Raw genomic sequence first — 19,310 nt, forward strand, 5'->3', positions numbered from 1 at the left:
TTACGGTTGATACAGTTTGAAGAGCGCTTGCGTGCCGTCGCGCGAGTTGCCTCCGTCAGCCAGCTGCTGGTACAAGCGGAAAGCGAGTTCGAGGCCAGGGAGTTCGCAGCCAATGTCGAGTGCTTCCTCCGTCGCGATACGCATGTCCTTGACGAAATGCTCCACGAAGAATCCGGGCGCGAAGTCTTCGTTCGCGATTCGGGGGCCCAGGTTGTTAAGCAGAAAACCTCCGGCCGCGCCGCCACCGATCGAGCTGAGGACGGTGCGCACGTCCAGCCCCGCGTTGCGGGCATACGTCAGACCCTCACAGACCCCCAGCATGGTGGAAGCGATCACGATCTGGTTGCACAGCTTGGTGTGCTGTCCGGCTCCCGGGCCGCCCTGCAGGACAATATTGGCCCCGAGACAGCGCAACACCGGCTCGATCCGCGCGAACCCCTCGGGCGATCCCCCCACCATGATCGACAAGCGGCCTTCGCGTGCCCCGATGTCACCGCCAGAAACCGGCGCATCGAGCACGTGCAGGTCTCGCTGCGATCCGAGAGCGGCGAGCTCGCGCGCAAGCGACGGGCTGGACGTCGTCATATCGACCAGCGTCGAGCTGGGGCGAGCGTTGGCAATCAGTCCTTCCTCGCCGAGATAAAGCCCGCGCACATCGGCAGGTGTCCCAACGATCGTCAGAACGATGTCGGACGCGGCAGCGAGCGTCGCCGGCGAGTCGTGCCACTTTGCCCCAGCGGCCAGCAACGGCTCGGCCTTCGAACGGGTGCGGTTGTACACATGCAGAGGGAATCCGGCGGCGGCGAGCCGGCCGGCCATCGCGCCGCCCATGATGCCCAAGCCGATAAAACCCACAGACGGCCGGGTGACAGATTCATTCATCGCAATGTTCTCCAATCAAAGTTTTTCGCGTATCAGGCCATGCACGAACATCGGGCTCAGCGGATGCCGGTCGGCTACCGCCCCGAAGGGTGACAGCGCGTCGTTGAGCGCGTTGGTCAACGCGCCGAGCGCACCCATCACTCCGCCTTCGGCCATCCCCTTGATGCCGGCAGGCGTGGTGCGGTTCCGTGTATGCATGGGAATGATTTCGAGGTTTGGCAGATCGGTCGCGGACGCGATCAGATAGTCGGCGAGAGAGCCCGTCAGGTTTTGCCCCGTCTCGTCGTAGATCACCTGCTCGAACAGCGCGCCTGACAGTCCCATCGCCACGGCACCATGCTGCTGGCCCTCGACCACGGTGGGGTTTAGCAGCGTCCCGCAGTCTTCCGTGATGACGTAGCGGGCTATGTGGATGTGACCGGTATCCACGTCGAGTTCGATCTCACAGGCATGCGTGGAGTTCGAATAGGTCATGGCCGGCGGGTCATACGCGAAATGAAATTCAAGCCCCGGCGTCAGCCCCTCGGGCAACGCAGTCGGATCCATGTAGGCACGCCGCGCCACGTCCGCGAGCGCCATGCCACTGTCCAGCCACGCATCACCATCGCGGCGTTCTATGCGTCCATCATTCATACGCAGAGCGTCATCGGGCACATCGAGCCAGCCGGCGGCGATCGCAAGTACCTTGCGCAGCGCCTGTTGCGCACACAGGTAGAGCGCGCCGCCACCAGCGGTTGCGCTGCGTGCCCCTCGGCTACCCATGCCGTAGGGTGCTATGTCGGTATGACCCAGGTGAATGCGCACCCGTGTCGGGTCGACGCCCAGACCCTCCGCGACGGCGTTGGCCATCGCGCTTTCATAGCCCTGCCCGGTCGGCCCGAGCCCGACCGATGCATTGACGACACCGCTCGGCTCGATCCGGATCCAACTTGCCTCGTGGCCGGAGCCGGGGATGCCGGCCGCCTTGTAGAAGCGTGAGCCGTAGGTCGTGGGCTCGACCACCACGCACAAACCGATTCCCAGATGGCGTCCAGAAGCCCGAGCGTCGCGCTGCCGTACCCGGAAACCTTCGTAGTCGATGGCCTTCAACACCGCTTCGAATGTCTCGGTCGGCGTGATGTCCGCGAGCACTTCGCCCGTCGGCGTCTGATAAGGCAATTCTTCCGGCGCAATCAGGTTGCGGCGGCGAACCTCGACAGGATCGAGCTTCAGCTCCCGCGCGATGGCATCGATGGTGCCGTCCATGACCCAGCTCGTCATCGACATCGGCGCGCGCATCGGTGCATTGCCGCACTTGTTGCTGAGCACGATCTTGACGTCGAACGCGTAGTCCTGCACCCGGTAAGGTCCGGTGAGAATCATGGCCACCACGCGGGCCAGGTAGTTGGCCGGAAAGAAGCAGTACGCGCCGAAGTCCTCGCGCATCTCGAGCTCCAGCGAGAGCAGCGTGCCGTGTTCATCGACCGCCGCGCGCGTGCGACAGAAGTCTTCACGCGAATTCGCCGCGGCCGTCAGGTTTTCCAGACGATCTTCCCGCCAGCGCACGGGACGCCTCAGGTGGCGAGCAAGCGCGGCCACAATGAGTTCTTCCCGATACAGCGCAATTTTCTGTCCGAACGCACCGCCCACATCAGGGGACATCACCGTGACCTGGGACTCGTCCAACTTGAGCCGGGCCGCCAGCTGCGTGCGCAGCGGATGCGGCACCTGCGTGCCGATGTGAAAGGTCAAGTGTTGGCGCCCCGCGTCCCAGACCGCGGCGCAACCGCGCGTTTCGATCGGCACATGCGTCTGGCGTTGCTGCGTAAAGGTCGACTCGACCACGCGAAAGGCGGTTTCGGCCACGCCCCGAGGATTCCCGTGCGCGAACGTCTGGTGCGACACCAGGTTACCCGGCACCATCGGGTCGACCTGGGGCGCCTGCGGCTCGAGTGCCTGCCACATGTCCGTCACCGCGCCAAGCGGTTCGAACTCGACCTGCACGCGCTCTGCCGCATCTTCAGCAAGGTATCGATCCGTCGCCACCACACAGGCCACAGGATCGCCCTGGAAACGTGCGGTCTCCACCGGCATGGCCTCGATCTCCACCGCCAGCAGCCCCTCGATGGGTGGCGCGATACGCAGCGGCTTGGTCCATTGCTGGAGGTCGCGCCCCGTCACCACGGCCACCACGCCGGGCATCGTCGACGCCTCGCTTGCATCGATCGAAACGATCCGCGCATGGGCATGCGGCGAGCGCACGAAACATACATGCAGCGCCCCCGGGATCTCAATGTCGTCGATATATCGGCCAGAACCCGTCAGAAGACGGAAGTCCTCCGTGCGCGGGGCCGCCTTGTCGAGGTAGCGAAAGCCCTGTTCAGACATGGGAGGCGCCCTCGCTCATGCGCTGCGCGGCCAACAGCACCGCGCGCACAATGTTCTGATAGCCGGTGCAGCGGCACATGTTTCCGGACAGCACGTCGCGCACCTGCGCTTCCGTCGGCCGCGGATTGTCTTGAAGATAGGCCTCGAAAGTCATGACGATTCCGGGCGTGCAGAACCCGCATTGCAAACCGTGACACTCGTGCAAAGCCTGCTGCAATGGCGAAAGCCGGCCATCCTTCGCGACCGCTTCGATGGTCGTGATCTGCGCCCCTTCGGCCTGCACCGCGTAGGTCAGGCACGCGCGAGTCGGGCGGCCATCAACCAATACCGTGCAGGCGCCGCAGACGCCATGCTCGCAACCCACGTGCGTGCCGGTCAGACGGCAGTCTTCGCGGATCGCATCCGACAACAGCTTGCGAGGCTCACACGTCACGTCGTAGCGAGCGCCGTTTACACTGAGGCAAATTACTTTCTTTTCCATTGGGTCACTCAAGAGTCTTGCAAGGCACACTGGATCGCGCTCGTCAGCGCGCGCTGCGTGAGCGTCTTTACCAGATCACGGCGATAGGCGCTGCTGATCTCACGGTGATCCTCCGGCTCGATCGCCTCCGCGGCATGCACGCCGAGCTCGGCCGCGGCAGCCGCGTCGGCCTGCCTGCCGGCATAGGAAGCCGCGAGATCGTCCAGCACGAGCGGTACGTCGGCGATACCCCCCAGGCCAATGCGAATATGCGCGAAGGTGTCCCCCGCCAGCACCACTGAAACGGCGCAGGATGCGATAGCAAAGTCTCCGTGACGCCGGCTGAACAGTTCGAACGCATGTCCCTCGAACTTCCGTCTGCATGGGAAGCGCACGAGCTGGATGATTTCGTCCGGCTCCAGCGCCGTCGTCATCACGGAGACAAGAAACTCCGCGGCCGGTATCTCACGGATTCCGTCCGGTCCCAACACCTCGATTCGTGCGTCGAGGGCGCAGGCGACGAGCGGAAGCTGCGCTGCGGGATCGGCATGCGCCAGGCTTCCGCCAATCGTTCCGCGCTGGCGGATCGCATAGTGGCCGATCGTGGCAGCCGCACAGGCCAGCAAGGGACACAGCTCGCGCACCTCAGGATTGACCGCCAGTTCGTGATGACGCGTCATCGCGCCGATCTCGAGCATGTCGCCGTTACGACGCACACCGGCGAGTTGCGGCAGCACATTCAGATCGATGAGATGAGTGGGTTGTGCGAAGCGCATATTCATCATCGGCACGAGACTTTGCCCTCCCGCGATCACCTTGGCGTCGAGCTTGTAACGTGCGAGCAGGGTCAAAGCCTCGCTCAGGGAAGTCGGCCGGTGATATGAAAATGCAGCAGACTTCACGATGCGTTCCCTCTCAGGTTCATTCCGCTCACCTGATTGCAGACTCCGGTGGCCGCAAGACCCGCACCGGCCGACAGACGCAGGAACCGCCGACGACCCTGCCTGAAAATTGTGCGTTCACTCATGATTCGCTCTTGAGCGCCTGCGCGGCGCTATGCTCGGTTGAGGTAGCCATACTTCATGGCGGCATGGAGCGAACGATATTTGCAAAACTATAAATCGTCAACTGACGACTTACGAGCACCCATTTTTTAAGCGAACGTATAAAAATTAGCGGGCGGGTCGATGAGGGGGGTGATTTGACGATGAAGGCGGCCGGAATGCCGCCTCACGCGTGATCTGCAGATCACGCTTATTCCAGGGTTACTTCGAGGATTCGATCTCGGGAAGTATCGCCGGGATGCTCGCGAGGAACGCTCTCACGTTCATTGCAATCACCGCTTCCGGAGGCGTGGCGCTGTCATTGGCATAGATCCGGCGGCGGATTGCCAGGTGCGAGACCGCGCCGTGCAGCAGCCAGCCAATTTCGGTCACTTGCGCCTTGTCGGTGGGGACCGCGCGCCCAGCGTCGTGCGCAGCCTCGGCAACCACAATCTCCAGCGCATGAGTGACGATCGCGTTCGTGTAGGTCGGGGCCATGCGTAGTCCGGCCAGTGACGAGAAAAGAAAGAGCCTGAGCCAGCGCCGGGTCAGCAGCGTTTCATAGTAGTCCCGGTAGAACGTGTTGAGCCTGTCCTCGAGCGCTACGCTTCGATCCTTCAGGGTGACAAACCACATGGCCTTGAAAAGCCCTGCAATCTCGCGGTTGTAGACCTCCTCGATCAATGCGGCTTTGCTGTCGAACAGGCTGTAGAGCAGTCGTTGCGACACGCCGCAGGCATCCGCGATGGCACGGGTCTGGGCGTCGAGGCCATGCTCGGAAAAATACTCCGCAGCCTTCGCGAGAACGCGCTCCTGTCGCTCAGCGCGAGGAAGCCGGCGAGGTGTTTTCTTCGGCGGCGGCTTGACCTTGCCGGGGCTGGATGCTTCGGTCCGAGGCGGCTGTGCCGCTGCACTTTTGGTGACCTTCATGGTGCTCCTGTGCAATCTCCCATGCGAATTTGTCGTCATCCGACGACTTATGTTTGTTGGAGTATAACTCGCATGTCCCGAAGCAAGCGCAGGCGGTGAACGCTCCGACAGACCGCTTTCTGCGGCGCCCGTACGCTGAGCTCCTCCCCCCATGCGTGCGGCCAACCCTGCCAACGCAATCCCGCGGTCCGTAGCGATTTTCAATCGTGCGTCGAGCGGGTCGGCGGCGTCGACAACGACGCTGCCGACCCGCCTTTGGCTAGCCCCCCCCCCCGACTGCTTAGGTGGCGCGCCGCACGGCTTTATCGCTCACTTATACCAGACCCGTCGAATAAAACACCGCGATCACGAGGAATGACGCCGCGATCTTGATGCCCGTCATGAAGAAGATGTCGCGATATGACTCCCGATGAGTCAGCCCCGTCACCGCCAGCAGCGTGATCACGGCGCCATTGTGAGGCAGCGTGTCCATGCCGCCCGCTGCCATCGACGCCACTCTGTGAAGCACCTCGGGGGGAATATTCGCCGCATGTGCCGCAGCGAGGAATTTGTCGGCCATGGCGGCTAGCGCGATGCTCATCCCCCCTGACGACGAGCCCGTGATACCCGACAGCAGGTTGATGGTGACCGCTTCATTGAGCAGCGGATTCGAGATTGTCTGTAAGGCCTTTGCCACGATCATAAAGCCGGGCAGCGAAGCGATGATGGCGCCGAAGCCATATTCGGAGGCAGTGTTCATCGTCGCAAGCATGGCGCCGGCCACGGCAGCTTTTGAACCCTCGGCGAACTTGTCCTTGATCGCCGAGAACCCGAAAATAAGCGTCACAAGGATGCCGCTGCATAGCGCTGCGAGCACCGCCCAGATCGCGGTGAGCTGAGCAATCTCAACGTTGACGGGGGACTTCATGCCCGGCAGAACGAGGCTATACGACGCCGGATACCAACGCGGAATGAGGAAGGTGAACGCCAGGTTGACGACACCCACGAGCACCAGCGGAAGCAAGGCAATCAACGGATGGGGCAGATTCACGCCTTCGGCAGTTGCGGGTTCGTTGCGCAGATTCGTTCCATAGCCCTCTCCTGCGCGAAACGCTCGACGCCGCTGATACTCCAGATACGCGACGCCGCTCGCGAAGACGAATAGAGATCCAATAATGCCGAGCCACGGTGCGGCCCAGGCGGTGGTCTTGAAGAAGGTGGTCGGAATGATGTTCTGGATTTGCGGCGTGCCCGGCATCGCGTCCATCGTGAACGTGAACGCGCCTAGCGCAATGGTCGCCGGCATCAGACGTTTCGGGATGCTGCTTTGCCTGAACATCTCGGCGGCGAAGGGATAGACCGCAAACACCACCACAAACAGCGAGACGCCACCGTAGGTCAGCAGCGCGCAGACAATGACGATGACGGGAATCGCACGCTGGCGGCCCATCACGTTGATGACGGCAGCGACGATCGAGCGTGAGAAGCCGGACAACTCGACGAGCTTGCCGAAGATTGCACCCAGCAGAAAAACAGGGAAATAGAGCTTGATGAACCCGACCATCTTGTCCATGAACAGCCCCGTGAAGGCGGGCGCCACGGCGGAAGGATCTGTCAGCAGGACGGCTGCGAGCGCAGCGATCGGGGCGAAGAGAATGACACTGTAGCCGCGGTAGGCCGCGAACATCAGAAAGCCCAGTGCCGCTAGCGCGATGATGACACTCATGGTGTTTCCTTCTTCTTCTCTTAAACACGAGCACGCCCAGCGAACGGCTTGAGCCGTCCGCTGAAGGCGGGTTCCCGCGTTTGATTACTGGCGCGCTACCGTCTATCGCGGCCGATCAGGCTCGCACTACGGTAGCGCTCGTCTCCGTTGCGCCAGGTACCGGTTTAGACGGCGGCGCCGCCGTAAGGCACGTCCTTGTGCCCATAGCGGCGCACGCGCAAATTGGCCTGCTCGCCGTGTCCGGCGAAGCCTTCCAGCGCGCACAGTCGCGATGTGTACTCGCCGACCATCGCGGATGCCTCGTCGGTCAACACCTTCTGGTAGGTGCAGGTCTTGAGGAATTTGCCCACCCACAGGCCACCGGTGTAACGCGCGGCTTTCTTGGTAGGCAGTGTGTGGTTGGTGCCGATGGCCTTGTCGCCGAATGCGACGTTGGTGCGCGGGCCGAGGAACAATGCGCCGTAGTTCGTCATGCGGCTGAGGAAGTAGTCCGGGTCCTTCGTGAGGACCTGGACGTGTTCCGATGCAATCTCGTCGGCGATCTTGACCATTTCCGCATCGCTCTCCGCGACAATGACCTCGCCGAACTTGTCCCATGATTTACGGGCCATGTCGGCCGTCGGAAGGATCTTCAGAAGACGTTCGACTTCCGCCATCGTCTCGCGCGCGAGCTTCTCCGAGGTCGTGAGCAGAATGGCCGGGGAGTCCGGACCGTGCTCGGCCTGACCGAGCAGGTCGGTCGCGCACATCTCGCCATCGACGCTTTCGTCGGCAATCACCAAGGTCTCGGTCGGCCCCGCGAACAGATCGATACCGACCCGGCCGAACAACTGACGCTTGGCTTCAGCAACGAACGCATTGCCGGGGCCCACCAGAATGTCGACGGGAGCAATGCTCTGCGTACCGATGGCCATGGCGCCGACTGCCTGAATGCCGCCGAGACAATAGATTTCCTTCGCCCCGGCCATGTGTTGTGCCGCGACGATCGCCGGAGCAGGCTTGCCGTTGAAAGGCGGCGCGCAAGTGATGATGCGCTGCACACCTGCAACCCTCGCGGTGATCACGGACATGTGCGCCGACGCGAGCAGCGGGTATTTGCCACCCGGTACATAGCAGCCGGCCGCATTCACCGGGATGTTCTTGTGACCGAGGATCACGCCCGGCAAGGTTTCGACCTCGATGTCGCGAATGGAATCGCGTTGATGCTTTGCGAAGTTTTCGACCTGCGTCTGCGCAAACTCGATATCGGCGATATCGCGGCGCGAGAGTTGCGACAGGCACGCGTCGATTTCCTTCTGCGACAGCCGGTAGTCCTCACGATCCAGCTTGTCGAAGCGAATCGACAGTTCGCGAATGGCCGTGTCGCCACGCGCCTCGATATCAGCCAGCGTTGCCTCAACCGTCTCGCGGACTTCCTTCGCCGCCGATTTGATGACTTCGACCTCAGCACCGCGTTTGAGCCATACAGCCATGCAACCTCCCCAAATGATTGAATCGCGTCGATTGAATGCGTGTACTCAATCGACGATGCATACGTATGCAATGCAGACAAAGATTAAGAGCATCTCGACGTCGCTGCAAGTTAAAGACGGATATGGTTAACCCTGAGGTTGGGCTTCAACCCGCGCGGGAAGCCGTCTGCGGGAGCGTCCAGATGCAGTTTCCATCCTGGGTGGACAAGCCGGATTTCGGCTTTCTGGCTGAATCGCGGACGATGAGTTGGCCACAGGTAACTTCCTGGACCGAGAGCGCGGCGTCTCCCGCGAGCTGACGAGCAACGATGTCGACCGTCCGTTCGACCATGCTGCCGACGGGCTGGCTGTACGTGGTCAGGCTGAACAGCGGCCAACTGCCCATGTCGATGTTGTCGAAACCCACAATCGACACATCCGAACCGAGCTGGAGTCCAAACTCCGCACGCGCGACGCTGATGGCCGCGAGTGCCATGTGGTCATTCGCGCAGAAGATGGCGTCAGGGGGTTGCTTCGAGCCCAGCAGTGCGCGGACGGCCTTTTCCGCTCCCGAGGCCGAGTAGTGACCGACCTGCCGCTCGACGTGCTTCACGTTGTGCCGGGCAAGACATTCCATGAAGCCCTCTTCCCGGTCACGACTCGTCGAGGATTGTTCGAGACCGGCTACGTACGCGTAACGGCGATGCTTCGCCGCAAGAAGAAATTCAGCGATGAGCTCAGCACCCAAACGGTTCTCGCCCGTCACGCTCGACGCCGCATTGCTATCCGTCTTTCGGTTGAACATGACAACCGGCAAGCCGACCTGGACGCACTCTTCCGCGAAGCGGGACGAAAGGCTCGTGGAGATGAGCACGAGCGCATCGACCCTGTAGCGCAAAACATCGTCCAGGATGGGATCGGAGTTTGCCAGCGGATCCGTGGTGAACAGCAACACCCCGTACCCCAGTTTGGCGAAGGCGACGGAAAGTGCCTCGAGAGCACGCTGATAGAACGGGTTGCCGTTACCGGGAACCACGACTCCGATGAGATTTGAACGCCGCGTAATCAGCGAGCGGGCGACAAGATTCGGCCGGTATCCCAACTGGCTCGCCGCGGCGACTACACGCTCTCTTGTGGCCGGTGCGACGCTCGCACCTGGGGTAAAGACGCGTGACACCGCTGACTGGGATACGCCAGCCAATTTTGCGACTTCGTGCGCGGTCGCGGGACGCCGGCCAGGCGCGCCATCAGTCATAGAGGACCGTCCTCTGCAAGTGTGACCCTTCACGGGCCGCGTTCGGTTTCACAGTCGTCTGGGATACACGTTGGCCAACCAGTACTCGGCCGGCGATAATACTACAGACGGGGTTGTCAAAAAGCCTGAGGCTCGCCTCGCGAACGTGATCTCGACGCATAAGCGGGAACATCAGCAGAGCATTAAACTGCCGAGTCATCGTCAAGCGTAACGCCGCTAAACAACGGAAGCTAGTAGTAATGGTATCGACGAGAGATACGCACACGTGAAGCTGATTTAGTTGCTTAGAAAATTGGACGCGCCACGATGAAATGCTGCCACGATGATGCGACTAACATCAACTCAGACAGGGCCGATGGCCCGACCGGCAGAGTGAATGGGCTGATTGGAAGCAATCGCCACCGCCCCCGGACATGACTTGATGCGGACCTATGACATCTCGGTAGCAAGCTATGGCATCTGAACGAGGCACGAGCGGCAGATTGATTGCACTGGTGGCGACACTTGCATCGCTGCTGACCGGCTGTGTGCCGGCCGGATACCGCTACGAAGGCGGAACCTTCATCGCCAATCCAGAAAGTCCGAGCGAATCAACCGCCGAACTGTTGGTTTGGTGCCAGCCCGCGGGGTTCGACCGGCCCGTGCCGAGATCTGTCTGCCAGGCGGCAACGGAGCGTTTGCCGCAACCATCGATTGAAGCCGTGGACGCGCAGAAGCTGGCTATCAGACAGTGCGTAGACCGAGTCACCGCCAGTGGCTACGTCGAGAACCGTGCGGGCGAGATCTATGGCCTTTGCACACGGGCCACGCCCGTTCAATGACCGAAGTCCACCGCGACCAGTCAAACCCACGCCTTCTCCGTGCTAATCTGCTCGTCGCCGAATTTGATCAGCCCAAAAGGTAAACCATGCACTTGAAACTTGTGAACGTGACGGTGAATCGCGAGGCGCATCCCCACGCTGTATTCGCTGTGCTGGAGAACGAAAAAGGTGAATCGATCAGCGTCAGGATCCATCTTGCCGCGAGCCAGAACGTCGACCATCTGACTTTGGAAGGGATCGAGACATTGGCCCACGAAGCGGCGCGACAATTGGTGCCGTGAAACGTTGGGCCGACCGTCTCGGACACCCTGCCCACCTCGACACATCAACCTCAATTCCCTGAAGCCTGCGTCCCGGCCGCCCAGCGTTCCGGTTCGCTCGACTTGCCGAATTGCAATTGATAGATGGCCTTGTTCTCGGCGATCTCGTCGGCGGTCAGGGGATACTGGGTGGGCGTATCTGGAATCACGCCGGCACGTTCCGCCGCGACCAGCTCCATGCGCACTTGAGCGCGAGTCAGGCCTGTGGGTGCGTCGGTGTCGGCAATGGCGCTGCCAGCGAAAGCGGAAATAAGCACAGCAACAGTGGTGATGGCGATGGTCTTCATGGCGTTTACCTCACAATGGGTTGGAAAGCGCGACCCTTACAATTTGCCTGGATCGCAACAGTCGTTGAAACTGTGAAGCCATGATGAGCGCCGGACCCCAACCCTTTTCTGACGCTCGAATGACAATTCGGTCATTCTACATCCATGCAATGCACCGCGATGTTTTGAGAAGGATACCTCATGATTCCATGAAAAACATAGGCATTCTCAATAGTCCAAAAACGGCAATCCCCTACCGACTGCCCGCCGCTGCATAGTAAGCAGCCGCCTCATCGATTTCAGCAGCGCTCATCTGACGCGCGACGTTACGCATCTGCCCGCTGATATCGTTGCGCCGCGTACCGGCCTTGAACGCCTCGAGCTGCGCTTTTGTATAGGCAGCGGGCAACCCGTATAACCAAGGACTGCCGACCTTGTTGTCGATGCCGCCATGACACGACGCGCACGGAGCGATATTGCGCATCGGCGCGCCGGTCATCACGATGTCGGGCCCACGATCCTCAGCCGACCTACGGGCTGCCGCCGGCCTCGGCAGATACGCGTAATAAGCGGCCAAGTCACGCATGTCCTGGTCGCTGAGGTTCACCACCATCGGACTCATGACCGCACTGGTCCGCGCGCCTGACTGAAAATCGAGCAGCTCTTTGTAGATCACCACCGGATACTGCCCGGCAAGATTCGGCGAATTGGCCTCGCTCATGCCCCGCTCGCCATGGCACATCGTGCATCGCATCGCGAGCGTCGCGCCACGCCCGATCGAAATCGGGCTGGCATCGCCGAGCAGACTCGATTTGAGCTCCACCTGGCTGGTCCGTACCGTCGAGGTCACGGGTGTACCAATCAGCCAGGTCTGGGGCACGCCGGCCGCGCTGCAGATGGCATTCCACAGGCCCTGGAACTGCGCGTCGGTCTGCGCCGACGGCAGCCAGACGAACCCGACGAGCGCCGAGAAAATGGCGACGCCGACGGTGGCTCCCACGCTAGCCGTGAACCACGGATTTCTCAGCGAGAACAGGCGTTCTTCACTCATCGCCCCGACCCTCCAATATGTACCGCCGGCACTGACGTTTGCGGCAGCACGAGCAACTGCGCAATCGGATAACCGTAGTTGACGAGGGTCAACGCAACCATCAGGGTCAGCCAGAGCGCAAAGCCATTGAGCGCAATCGGCAACGACGTCGCCTGGTGAACGGCTTTGCTGAATCGATACTCTTGCACGACGATCCGAGGTCCTCGATGAGCGCTGATCAGAATGATGAAGAACAGGATGGCGGAGATCACGAGCAACGCCCCGCCCACCACGGATAAACTGACCGAGACCGCCTGCGCGGCGATCTCGGGATGCGTGTAGTCGAAGTAGGCCATGCGCCGCGGCATGCCGAGAATCCCGACGTAGTGCCACGGGAACGTCAGGACGATCATGCCGATGAACCATAGCCACAACTGCCAGCGCATCATCTGGATACGCGTGACCGCGCGCCCGGTCAACTGAGGCCAGAGATCATAGGCAATCGCGAAATACATGATCACGATCGCACCGGCAAAGATCAAATGAAAATGGCCTGTGATCCACTGCGTATTGTGAATCGTCGAATCAAGCTGATAACTCATATTGATGATGCCGCCCGCGCCGCCGAATCCGAGCATCACGAATGAAAATGCGAGCGAAAGCATCATCGGGTTATCCCACGGAAGCGCCTTCACCCATCCGAACGCACCCTTGCCGCCACGCAGTCGTGCCGCGATCTCGACGGACGCACAAATCGTAAATACGGTCAGCAGCGTGGGCACCGCGACAAGCGCCGTGAACACCGACTGCATGAACTTGAAACCCGAGCCGACCTGCGGATCGGCAAACAGGTGATGGATCCCGATCGGCATCGAGACGACGAGGAACAGGATGAACGAGATGCGCGCCATCGAGTCGCTATAGAGCCTGCCACCGATCGCGCGCGGAATGATGGTGTAGTACGCGATATAAGCCGGCATCAGCCAGAAATAGACAATCGCATGCAAGGTCCACGAAAAGAATACGCGCGCGAGTCCTGCATCGATGGTCGACTTGAAACCGAACGCCACGGGCAGGATCTGGAACAGAATCTCGATGGCGGCGCCGACCGCGGTCCAGCCCCAGAGATACGCGCCGGCCACGCTCGCGAACATCGCCAGCGGCACGGGCTGCCCGGGGTGCTCGAGCTTCCACGCGCGCAGGTTGATCGCCATCAGCGCGACCCAGATCCACGAACCGACCACGACCAGCACGATGCCGAGGTAGTAGAACGCATTGCCGATCATCGGCGGATAAAACGTGTAGAGAACCGAAGCGAGTCCCATCGCCACCGGCACCATCGCCATCACCGTGCCCGCCACGACAAGCCAGAATCCCGCCCACGCCCAGACCCGTCCGAGCAGCGGCCTCTTGAGCGCGAGTTCGACGACGGCATAACCGAAACCCATCGCGACCAGGGTCGGAAACACATAGCCCATCGCCGACCCGTGCGCCGTCACCGAACGATAGTAAAGCTCAGGATCGCGCAACCACGCATGAAGCGGGCTGCGGATAAACATCTGCCACTCGCCGAGCAGCAGCGCGAGGCCGAATGCAACGAACGCCACCCAGAAATGCGCGAGAACCAGTCGTTTATTGAACACAGCTGAGCCTCCGCGCATTGACCGCCAACTTGTCGAACGCGTCTCGCTCGATCACCTTGACGTGAGCCCACATTCCTTCATGGCCGACGCCGCAGAATTCGTGGCAAGGCATGAGGTGATCACCGGGTTGATCGAATGTCGTCCGGAACGTCGAGACATAGCCAGGCTCGAGCATGGAATTGATATTGGTCCGGGTAATGAGGAAGCCGTGCACGACGTCAGCACTCGTCGCTCGGAATGTGATCGGCGTACTGGCCGGCACGAGGACACATTGCGGGGTGAACGAATACTGCTGGGCGATCAGCCGCACCGTGATCGAGCCATCGGCCTCCCTGGCGCTGCCGAGATTGCTCTCCACGAACTCGCCCGTGATGTGCAGCGTCAGGGGATCGATCGTCTCGACGCGCGAGGGCGGCATCATGGCCCAGTGCAGGCCAGTGAAGATGACCATGGCGATCAGCACGCAGACGATGCCGATCACGAGCATCGCCCAACGCTTCTCGATGCGCGCCGCGACGTCGTGCCCGTCGGTTCCGCCCGCGGGTTGGGGAACTTGAGTCATGAGTGGTCTCGTCCAGTCATCGAATCACGCCGCGCGGCAGGAACACCAGGAAATAAAAGGCGAACCAGAGGCCAATCACGATAGCTGTTGCGACACCGGCGACGGCTATCGCACCGCGCGGGCCGCCATGGACGATCACGTCGACCGCGTCGTCCTCGGCCGAACTCGCATGCGGCTGCACCGAAGGTGGCGAAGGCGAGACCCGATCGGGCTTCGGACCACGCGGTGAATCCAGATCGCTCATAAGATTCCTCAGTAAAGCAGCGCCGGGCGCAGGGCATTCGCGTCCTTCGCGCTGACCGGCGTGCCGTGATTGCCCCACGCCGTACGGATATACGTGACCACGGCGGCGATCTCCTCATCGGAAAGCGTCTGCGCGAACGGTGGCATGCCGTAGGGCGTCGGATTCTTCTTGGTACCCGGCGCATAGCCACCGTTGAGCACCATGCGGATGGGATTGACCGCGGAGGACATCTCGATCGCCTGATTGTTCGCGAGCGGTGGGAAATGCGGCGATTTTCCTTGCCCGTCACTGCGATGGCAGACCGCACACTGCGCCTCGTAGATCTTCTTGCCGAGCGGAAACAGCCGGTTCTTCTCTTCCGCGACTTCCTGCGTAGGCGCCGACACGCTCGTTTCACTGCGCGACGGCAGCGTCTTCAGATAGACGGCCATCGAACGTATGTCGTCATCAGACAAATACTGGAGGCTGTCGTGGACGACCTGGGCCATCGGCCCAAAAACTGCGCCCCGTTCGGACACGCCGATCTGCAGGAGATCGGAAATATCCTGGATGCTCCACTCGCCGAGCCCGGCTTCCTTGTTGGAGGTCAGCGATGGCGCATACCAGTCCTGCATCGGAATCAGGCCGCCCTCGAACGCCTTCGACGCGGAGCTGCCACCGAGTGCATTGATGGCCGTATGGCACATCGAACAATGTCCGAGGCCTTCGACGAGATACGCGCCCCGGTTCCACTCGACCGACATCGCCGGATCAGCCCGGTACTCGCCCTCGCGGAAAAACAAGGTGCGCCAGCCGAGCAGCATGGAGCGCTTGTTGAACGGAAAACGCAGATCATGCGGCCGGTTCGGTTGCGCGACCGCCGGGGTCGACTTCAGGAAGGCGAAGATTGCATCGGAATCTGCGCGCGTGACTTTCGTGTAAGCGGTAAAAGGCATCGCGGGGTACAACAGCATGCCGTTGCGCGACCTGCCGGTATGCAACATCTTGTAGAACTCGTCGGCACTCCAGCGTCCGATGCCGAACTCGTTGCTCGACGAGATATTCGGCGTGAATAGCGTACCGAAGGGAGTCCCCATTGCGAGACCACCTCCGAACGTCTTGCCGGTCGGTGTCGAATGACAGGCAATGCAATCGCCCGCGCGTGCCAGATATTCGCCACGGGCCAGGACCTCGGGAGCCGCTTTCGGAGCGGGTGCCTGAGTGCTCGCGGCGCGCGCGGACAGCACATGCAGTGCAGCGAGCGCACACAAGATCGTCGCCACGGCCAAGGCGGCGGAGGTAGCGAGGAAGTGCATACGAGGCATTCCGTTCCTCCGTCTAGTTGGCTTCACTGCCGCAGGCGAGCGGCATCTTGAGCGTGCCCTGCGCGACTGGCGACGCATTGGCGGGCACGGGCAGGGACGCAAGCCAAGCCGAGACGGCCGTGATATCGCGTTCCGCGAGCCTCGACGTGATCGTATGCATGCAATCGGGCGGCGCGGTGACGCGGGTACCGTAGCGCGACGCGCCGAGTTGCGCACTGATGTAGTCGGAATGCAGGCCGAGCAAGCCGGGAATCGTCGGCTCCATGCCGGTTAATGCCGCCCCATGACAGCTGACGCAAGCGGGCACCTTGCGTGAAGGATCGCCGTGCAGGGTTAGCTGCTGTCCATAGGCGAGGGTTTGCGCATCGACCCTCGGTGTTTCGGGCTCACGAGCGGGAGGACGTTCGGCCGCGAAATACTCGGCGATCTGCCTCAGATAGGCATCCGGCATGTAGGCCAGAAGGTAGTTCATCGGCGGGTACTTGCGGCGCCCGTCGCGAAAAGCCAGCAGTTGGTTGTACAGATAACCCGAGGGCTTGCCGGAGAGTCGCGGAAAATAGTCGTTGTCGGTTCCTTCTCCACGCGCGCCATGACAGGCCGCGCAGGCGAGCACCCGTGCCTCCATCGTATCGGGTGCGCGCTCGACCACGACGGGCCGCTCGTCGGCCCCCGCCATCGTGCAGACGAGCCAGCCCATCAGCAATGCGTTGCCCGTCTTGCCCACATCGCTTCTCCAAGTGGCGCTGCGCAACTCTTGGACCGATTGCTCGAATTGTAGGGGGGTTCTCCGCCGTCAAGCTAAGCGGCTAGGGTACTAACAGTTATCCCCGCATCGAGTCGGTTGGATGAGAGACCTCGATATGCGGCTCCATCGGCCATGCGACCGACCCGGACTGATGGCGGGATTCAGTCAGATACGTAAGAAAAGGAAATGCAGGAAACGCGCCGGATGCATTACAAACGCGTTGCCCGATGCGGTGTAGCGCCCACCCAAAGCAGACCTGCGCTAACATGACGGCTGCTCAGACTGCGCCAACCGCCTCAAATGCCGACCGAAATTGAAAACACCCATCCCCAAAGCGACTTCCTGAACGCCATGCGCAAGGAGCGCAAGACCGTACAGGTGTATCTCGTGAATGGTATCCGGCTTGTCGGGCGGATCGAATCATTCGATCAGTTCGTGGTCATGCTGCAGACGCCAACGGGCGTGCAGGCCATCTACAAGCGGGCGATCTCGACCGTGCAACTGGATACGGGCGCGCGGCCCGCGCCGCGTCCGCGCGAGGAATCGTCTGGAAGTCCCGTGGTTTCGACGCGCAAGCGCCGCCTCACGCCGACACCCCCGTCGGAATAATCCATCGTCACGCCTGCGGCCGTCCCCATCGCGCGACGCGACCGCTGACCGCTTACATCGTCAGAAAGATCTCAACGCGTCGGTTGCGCGCCCGCCCAGCCGACGAACTGTTGTCGTCGACGGGATCGGCTGCGCCGCGCCCCTCGACTGCAATCCGCGAATCCTCGACGCCATGGGCCGTCAGGTACTCGGCGACGCTGCGTGCACGATTTTTCGACAACGCCACATTGAAATCCGCATCGCCGCTGTTGTCCGAATAACCGACGAGCCGCGCGTGCAATTCGGGATGGCGGCTCATCGTCTGTGAAAGCTGATAGAGCGAGGGCTGCGCCGCGGCCTTGATCGCTGAACTGCCCTTGTCAAACGAGGCGTCGCCCTGCAGATTCGCTTTAAGGGAACCGTCGCTCGCCGACGCGAGCGCGATGCCCGACGAAGTGCCGGTCGGTGCCAGTTCGGCCTTGACAGCCTCCCAGGGGTCTTTGGGAGTAGCCGGACGGGCGGTTGCAACGGAGGGTTCTGGATTGCCCCATTGCGAGCAGGCTGCCAGCACCACAGATGCCGTCACCGCGATCAGCGTGCGCGAAAGCGTGTTCCCCAAGACGGATTCTCCATTTGTCCAAGTTATTCGAAAGGCAGTTCTGCGAATTCCGCGTCGCGCCCGCATCTTGCGGGGCGATTGAGTATAGCCGACCGTCGGCCCCGCTCCGATGAGCGGCTGCGCCCTAGCGGCTTGACCCTCATTTGCAGCAGCGGGTTATTCTGACATTGAGCCGTGAATAATGAAATGTTACCGGGGTCATCCTGCGTCTTTGGTCTGATATCTGGCCGAAAATGTCGAGTGCAGTCGGGCGGCGATCGGAATATGGCAGATGACGAGGAAACGGCGGCGACGGTCGATGGGTGTATTCGCCAGGAATCTATGGACTCGAGATGACTATCACCTGCCCGCCTCATTTCCGCTGAGCCGAGCCGCGCGATACCATCCATATTGAAGTGCCGCCAGCCGTGTTTCCACGCTGGCGGCTCTGTACATCCCGCCGAAGTGTGACCCCGGCGGTCGATCGCCGCGCTGTCGGAAACGCATCCTTGCGCCGGTGGCTGGATCCTGTTCGTTCGGACCCTGCCGGAAGCGAATCGGCCGACAAACGCTGCCGCGTGGGCGTATTTCCTTGACCGCGCCGCGCTTTTCCACCCGGCGCCTCACCGAGTGCGGTGAGACTCGATCAGGAACCGCGCTTGATCTCCTTCTTGACCTGTTCCTTGGTATCGCCGTATTTGGCTTGCTCTTTGCCTACGGCTTGTTGCACGTCGCCCTTGAGTTCCTTCGCCGGATTGTTGGTTACTTTGCCGACAGCTTCGTTAACCTTGCCCTTGACCTGTTCAACACGGCCGCGCGTTTGGTCTTTATTCATGATTCGCTCCCTCCAGAGGTTCGACAAGCCTGCATGAGTGCGAGGCATGAATCACAGTGTGCTTGCGGCAGGGGGCGGCTTGTAGTCGAAGAGAGACGAATCGATTGTAGGAGAGCGCCTGCACCGGCTTTCAAAACGGGAAAATACGCGTGAAACAGGCTGCAGTCATTGTCATAAGCGGTACAAAACACCGTCGATCAAGGTAGCGCTTACCGTGTAGTCGGAAAAGGAAAACCTGACCTGAAAGGTTAGCGAGGCCTG

Annotated in this window: 20 protein-coding genes and 1 pseudogene; 3 read left to right on the plus strand and 18 right to left on the minus strand. The window is 61.4% G+C overall.

Annotation, left to right across the window (positions count from 1 at the left end):
• The 9 genes from HV670_RS05860 to HV670_RS05895 all read right to left on the minus strand — a co-directional run bounded on the left by HV670_RS05860 (window position 1) and on the right by HV670_RS05895 (window position 10,093).
• Entirely contained in the window at window positions 1-897 is an 897-nt protein-coding gene (locus HV670_RS05860; protein ID WP_246257057.1) for an NAD(P)-dependent oxidoreductase, read from the minus strand.
• Window positions 898-3,249, minus strand: coding sequence for a xanthine dehydrogenase family protein molybdopterin-binding subunit (locus HV670_RS05865; RefSeq protein WP_175103717.1), 2,352 nt, complete (start codon window positions 3,247-3,249; stop codon window positions 898-900).
• Window positions 3,242-3,730 (minus strand): (2Fe-2S)-binding protein, encoded by a 489-nt coding sequence (locus HV670_RS05870; RefSeq protein WP_175103718.1) that lies wholly within the window; start codon window positions 3,728-3,730, stop codon window positions 3,242-3,244. The genes HV670_RS05865 and HV670_RS05870 overlap by 8 nt, the downstream gene beginning before the upstream one ends.
• 8 nt (window positions 3,731-3,738) lie before the next feature.
• On the minus strand, window positions 3,739-4,611 hold the full coding sequence (locus HV670_RS05875) for an FAD binding domain-containing protein (protein WP_175103719.1): 873 nt from the start codon (window positions 4,609-4,611) through the stop codon (window positions 3,739-3,741).
• Window positions 4,608-4,736 carry a hypothetical protein gene (locus HV670_RS31835; RefSeq protein ID WP_281362366.1) on the minus strand — a complete coding sequence of 43 codons (129 nt, stop codon included), beginning with the start codon at window positions 4,734-4,736 and terminating at the stop codon, window positions 4,608-4,610. The genes HV670_RS05875 and HV670_RS31835 overlap by 4 nt, the downstream gene beginning before the upstream one ends.
• A gap of 238 nt (window positions 4,737-4,974) precedes the next feature.
• A complete protein-coding gene (locus HV670_RS05880; protein ID WP_175103720.1) occupies window positions 4,975-5,682 on the minus strand; it encodes a TetR/AcrR family transcriptional regulator in 708 nt (235 codons plus the stop codon).
• 313 nt (window positions 5,683-5,995) lie between these two features.
• On the minus strand, window positions 5,996-7,387 hold the full coding sequence (locus HV670_RS05885) for a GntP family permease (RefSeq protein WP_175103721.1): 1,392 nt from the start codon (window positions 7,385-7,387) through the stop codon (window positions 5,996-5,998).
• 164 nt (window positions 7,388-7,551) lie between these two features.
• Window positions 7,552-8,859: a histidinol dehydrogenase gene (gene hisD / locus HV670_RS05890; RefSeq protein WP_175103722.1), complete on the minus strand. Its 1,308-nt coding sequence runs from the start codon at window positions 8,857-8,859 to the stop codon at window positions 7,552-7,554.
• Window positions 8,860-9,004: 145 nt separating this feature from the next.
• Complete coding sequence (locus HV670_RS05895) at window positions 9,005-10,093, minus strand: LacI family DNA-binding transcriptional regulator (RefSeq protein ID WP_175103723.1); 1,089 nt, start codon at window positions 10,091-10,093, stop codon at window positions 9,005-9,007.
• Window positions 10,094-10,545: 452 nt separating this feature from the next.
• On the opposite strand from HV670_RS05895, the gene HV670_RS05900 reads away from it, so the two are divergent.
• Complete coding sequence (locus HV670_RS05900; RefSeq protein ID WP_175103724.1) at window positions 10,546-10,914, plus strand: hypothetical protein; 369 nt, start codon at window positions 10,546-10,548, stop codon at window positions 10,912-10,914.
• An 86-nt stretch (window positions 10,915-11,000) separates the two neighbouring features.
• The gene (locus HV670_RS05905) at window positions 11,001-11,195 is read left to right on the plus strand and encodes a hypothetical protein (protein WP_175103725.1); all 195 of its coding nucleotides are present in this window, start codon (window positions 11,001-11,003) and stop codon (window positions 11,193-11,195) included.
• A 50-nt stretch (window positions 11,196-11,245) separates the two neighbouring features.
• On the opposite strand, the gene HV670_RS05910 is transcribed toward HV670_RS05905, so the two are convergent.
• From HV670_RS05910 to HV670_RS05940, 7 genes are all read right to left on the minus strand, one after another.
• Window positions 11,246-11,521 (minus strand): DUF4148 domain-containing protein, encoded by a 276-nt coding sequence (locus tag HV670_RS05910; protein ID WP_175103726.1) that lies wholly within the window; start codon window positions 11,519-11,521, stop codon window positions 11,246-11,248.
• A 232-nt stretch (window positions 11,522-11,753) separates the two neighbouring features.
• Window positions 11,754-12,551 carry a c-type cytochrome gene (locus tag HV670_RS05915; RefSeq protein WP_175103727.1) on the minus strand — a complete coding sequence of 266 codons (798 nt, stop codon included), beginning with the start codon at window positions 12,549-12,551 and terminating at the stop codon, window positions 11,754-11,756.
• Window positions 12,548-14,173 (minus strand): b(o/a)3-type cytochrome-c oxidase subunit 1, encoded by a 1,626-nt coding sequence (locus HV670_RS05920; RefSeq protein WP_246257060.1) that lies wholly within the window; start codon window positions 14,171-14,173, stop codon window positions 12,548-12,550. The genes HV670_RS05915 and HV670_RS05920 overlap by 4 nt, the downstream gene beginning before the upstream one ends.
• Window positions 14,163-14,735 (minus strand): cupredoxin domain-containing protein, encoded by a 573-nt coding sequence (locus HV670_RS05925; protein ID WP_175103729.1) that lies wholly within the window; start codon window positions 14,733-14,735, stop codon window positions 14,163-14,165. Before HV670_RS05925 ends, HV670_RS05920 begins: the two co-directional genes overlap by 11 nt.
• Before the next feature lie 16 nt (window positions 14,736-14,751).
• Entirely contained in the window at window positions 14,752-14,979 is a 228-nt protein-coding gene (locus HV670_RS05930) for a hypothetical protein (protein WP_175103696.1), read from the minus strand.
• Window positions 14,980-14,987: 8 nt separating this feature from the next.
• A complete protein-coding gene (locus HV670_RS05935; protein ID WP_175103730.1) occupies window positions 14,988-16,283 on the minus strand; it encodes a c-type cytochrome in 1,296 nt (431 codons plus the stop codon).
• Window positions 16,284-16,296: 13 nt separating this feature from the next.
• Window positions 16,297-16,959 (minus strand): c-type cytochrome, encoded by a 663-nt coding sequence (locus tag HV670_RS05940; protein ID WP_175104079.1) that lies wholly within the window; start codon window positions 16,957-16,959, stop codon window positions 16,297-16,299.
• Window positions 16,960-17,328: 369 nt separating this feature from the next.
• On the opposite strand from HV670_RS05940, the pseudogene hfq reads away from it, so the two are divergent.
• Window positions 17,329-17,580, plus strand: a pseudogene (gene hfq, locus HV670_RS05945) (RNA chaperone Hfq); the annotation flags it as partial.
• A gap of 109 nt (window positions 17,581-17,689) precedes the next feature.
• Here hfq and HV670_RS05950 read toward each other — a convergent pair.
• Window positions 17,690-18,235, minus strand: a complete 546-nt coding sequence (locus HV670_RS05950; protein ID WP_175103732.1) for an OmpA family protein — start codon at window positions 18,233-18,235, stop codon at window positions 17,690-17,692.
• A 625-nt stretch (window positions 18,236-18,860) separates the two neighbouring features.
• Window positions 18,861-19,049, minus strand: a complete 189-nt coding sequence (locus HV670_RS05955) for a CsbD family protein (protein WP_175103733.1) — start codon at window positions 19,047-19,049, stop codon at window positions 18,861-18,863.
• Window positions 19,050-19,310 lie beyond the last annotated feature (261 nt).

The organism is Pararobbsia alpina (assembly GCF_902859895.1).
In the GTDB taxonomy this organism is placed as follows: Bacteria; Pseudomonadota; Gammaproteobacteria; order Burkholderiales; family Burkholderiaceae; genus Pararobbsia; species Pararobbsia alpina.

What these genes read in the sequence shown, in the direction of transcription:
- HV670_RS05905 (WP_175103725.1), top strand. Translation starts at nt 11,001, where the DNA reads ATGCACTTGAAACTTGTGAACGTGACGGTGAATCGCGAGGCGCATCCC.
- HV670_RS05915 (WP_175103727.1), bottom strand. Translation starts at nt 12,551, where the DNA reads ATGAGTGAAGAACGCCTGTTCTCGCTGAGAAATCCGTGGTTCACGGCT.
- HV670_RS05865 (WP_175103717.1), bottom strand. Translation starts at nt 3,249, where the DNA reads ATGTCTGAACAGGGCTTTCGCTACCTCGACAAGGCGGCCCCGCGCACG.
- HV670_RS05930 (WP_175103696.1), bottom strand. Translation starts at nt 14,979, where the DNA reads ATGAGCGATCTGGATTCACCGCGTGGTCCGAAGCCCGATCGGGTCTCG.
- HV670_RS05925 (WP_175103729.1), bottom strand. Translation starts at nt 14,735, where the DNA reads ATGACTCAAGTTCCCCAACCCGCGGGCGGAACCGACGGGCACGACGTC.
- hisD (WP_175103722.1), bottom strand. Translation starts at nt 8,859, where the DNA reads ATGGCTGTATGGCTCAAACGCGGTGCTGAGGTCGAAGTCATCAAATCG.
- HV670_RS05955 (WP_175103733.1), bottom strand. Translation starts at nt 19,049, where the DNA reads ATGAATAAAGACCAAACGCGCGGCCGTGTTGAACAGGTCAAGGGCAAG.
- HV670_RS05900 (WP_175103724.1), top strand. Translation starts at nt 10,546, where the DNA reads ATGGCATCTGAACGAGGCACGAGCGGCAGATTGATTGCACTGGTGGCG.
- HV670_RS05885 (WP_175103721.1), bottom strand. Translation starts at nt 7,387, where the DNA reads ATGAGTGTCATCATCGCGCTAGCGGCACTGGGCTTTCTGATGTTCGCG.
- HV670_RS05880 (WP_175103720.1), bottom strand. Translation starts at nt 5,682, where the DNA reads ATGAAGGTCACCAAAAGTGCAGCGGCACAGCCGCCTCGGACCGAAGCA.
- HV670_RS05935 (WP_175103730.1), bottom strand. Translation starts at nt 16,283, where the DNA reads ATGCCTCGTATGCACTTCCTCGCTACCTCCGCCGCCTTGGCCGTGGCG.
- HV670_RS05895 (WP_175103723.1), bottom strand. Translation starts at nt 10,093, where the DNA reads ATGACTGATGGCGCGCCTGGCCGGCGTCCCGCGACCGCGCACGAAGTC.
- HV670_RS05940 (WP_175104079.1), bottom strand. Translation starts at nt 16,959, where the DNA reads ATGGCGGGGGCCGACGAGCGGCCCGTCGTGGTCGAGCGCGCACCCGAT.
- HV670_RS31835 (WP_281362366.1), bottom strand. Translation starts at nt 4,736, where the DNA reads ATGAGTGAACGCACAATTTTCAGGCAGGGTCGTCGGCGGTTCCTGCGT.
- HV670_RS05870 (WP_175103718.1), bottom strand. Translation starts at nt 3,730, where the DNA reads ATGGAAAAGAAAGTAATTTGCCTCAGTGTAAACGGCGCTCGCTACGAC.
- HV670_RS05910 (WP_175103726.1), bottom strand. Translation starts at nt 11,521, where the DNA reads ATGAAGACCATCGCCATCACCACTGTTGCTGTGCTTATTTCCGCTTTC.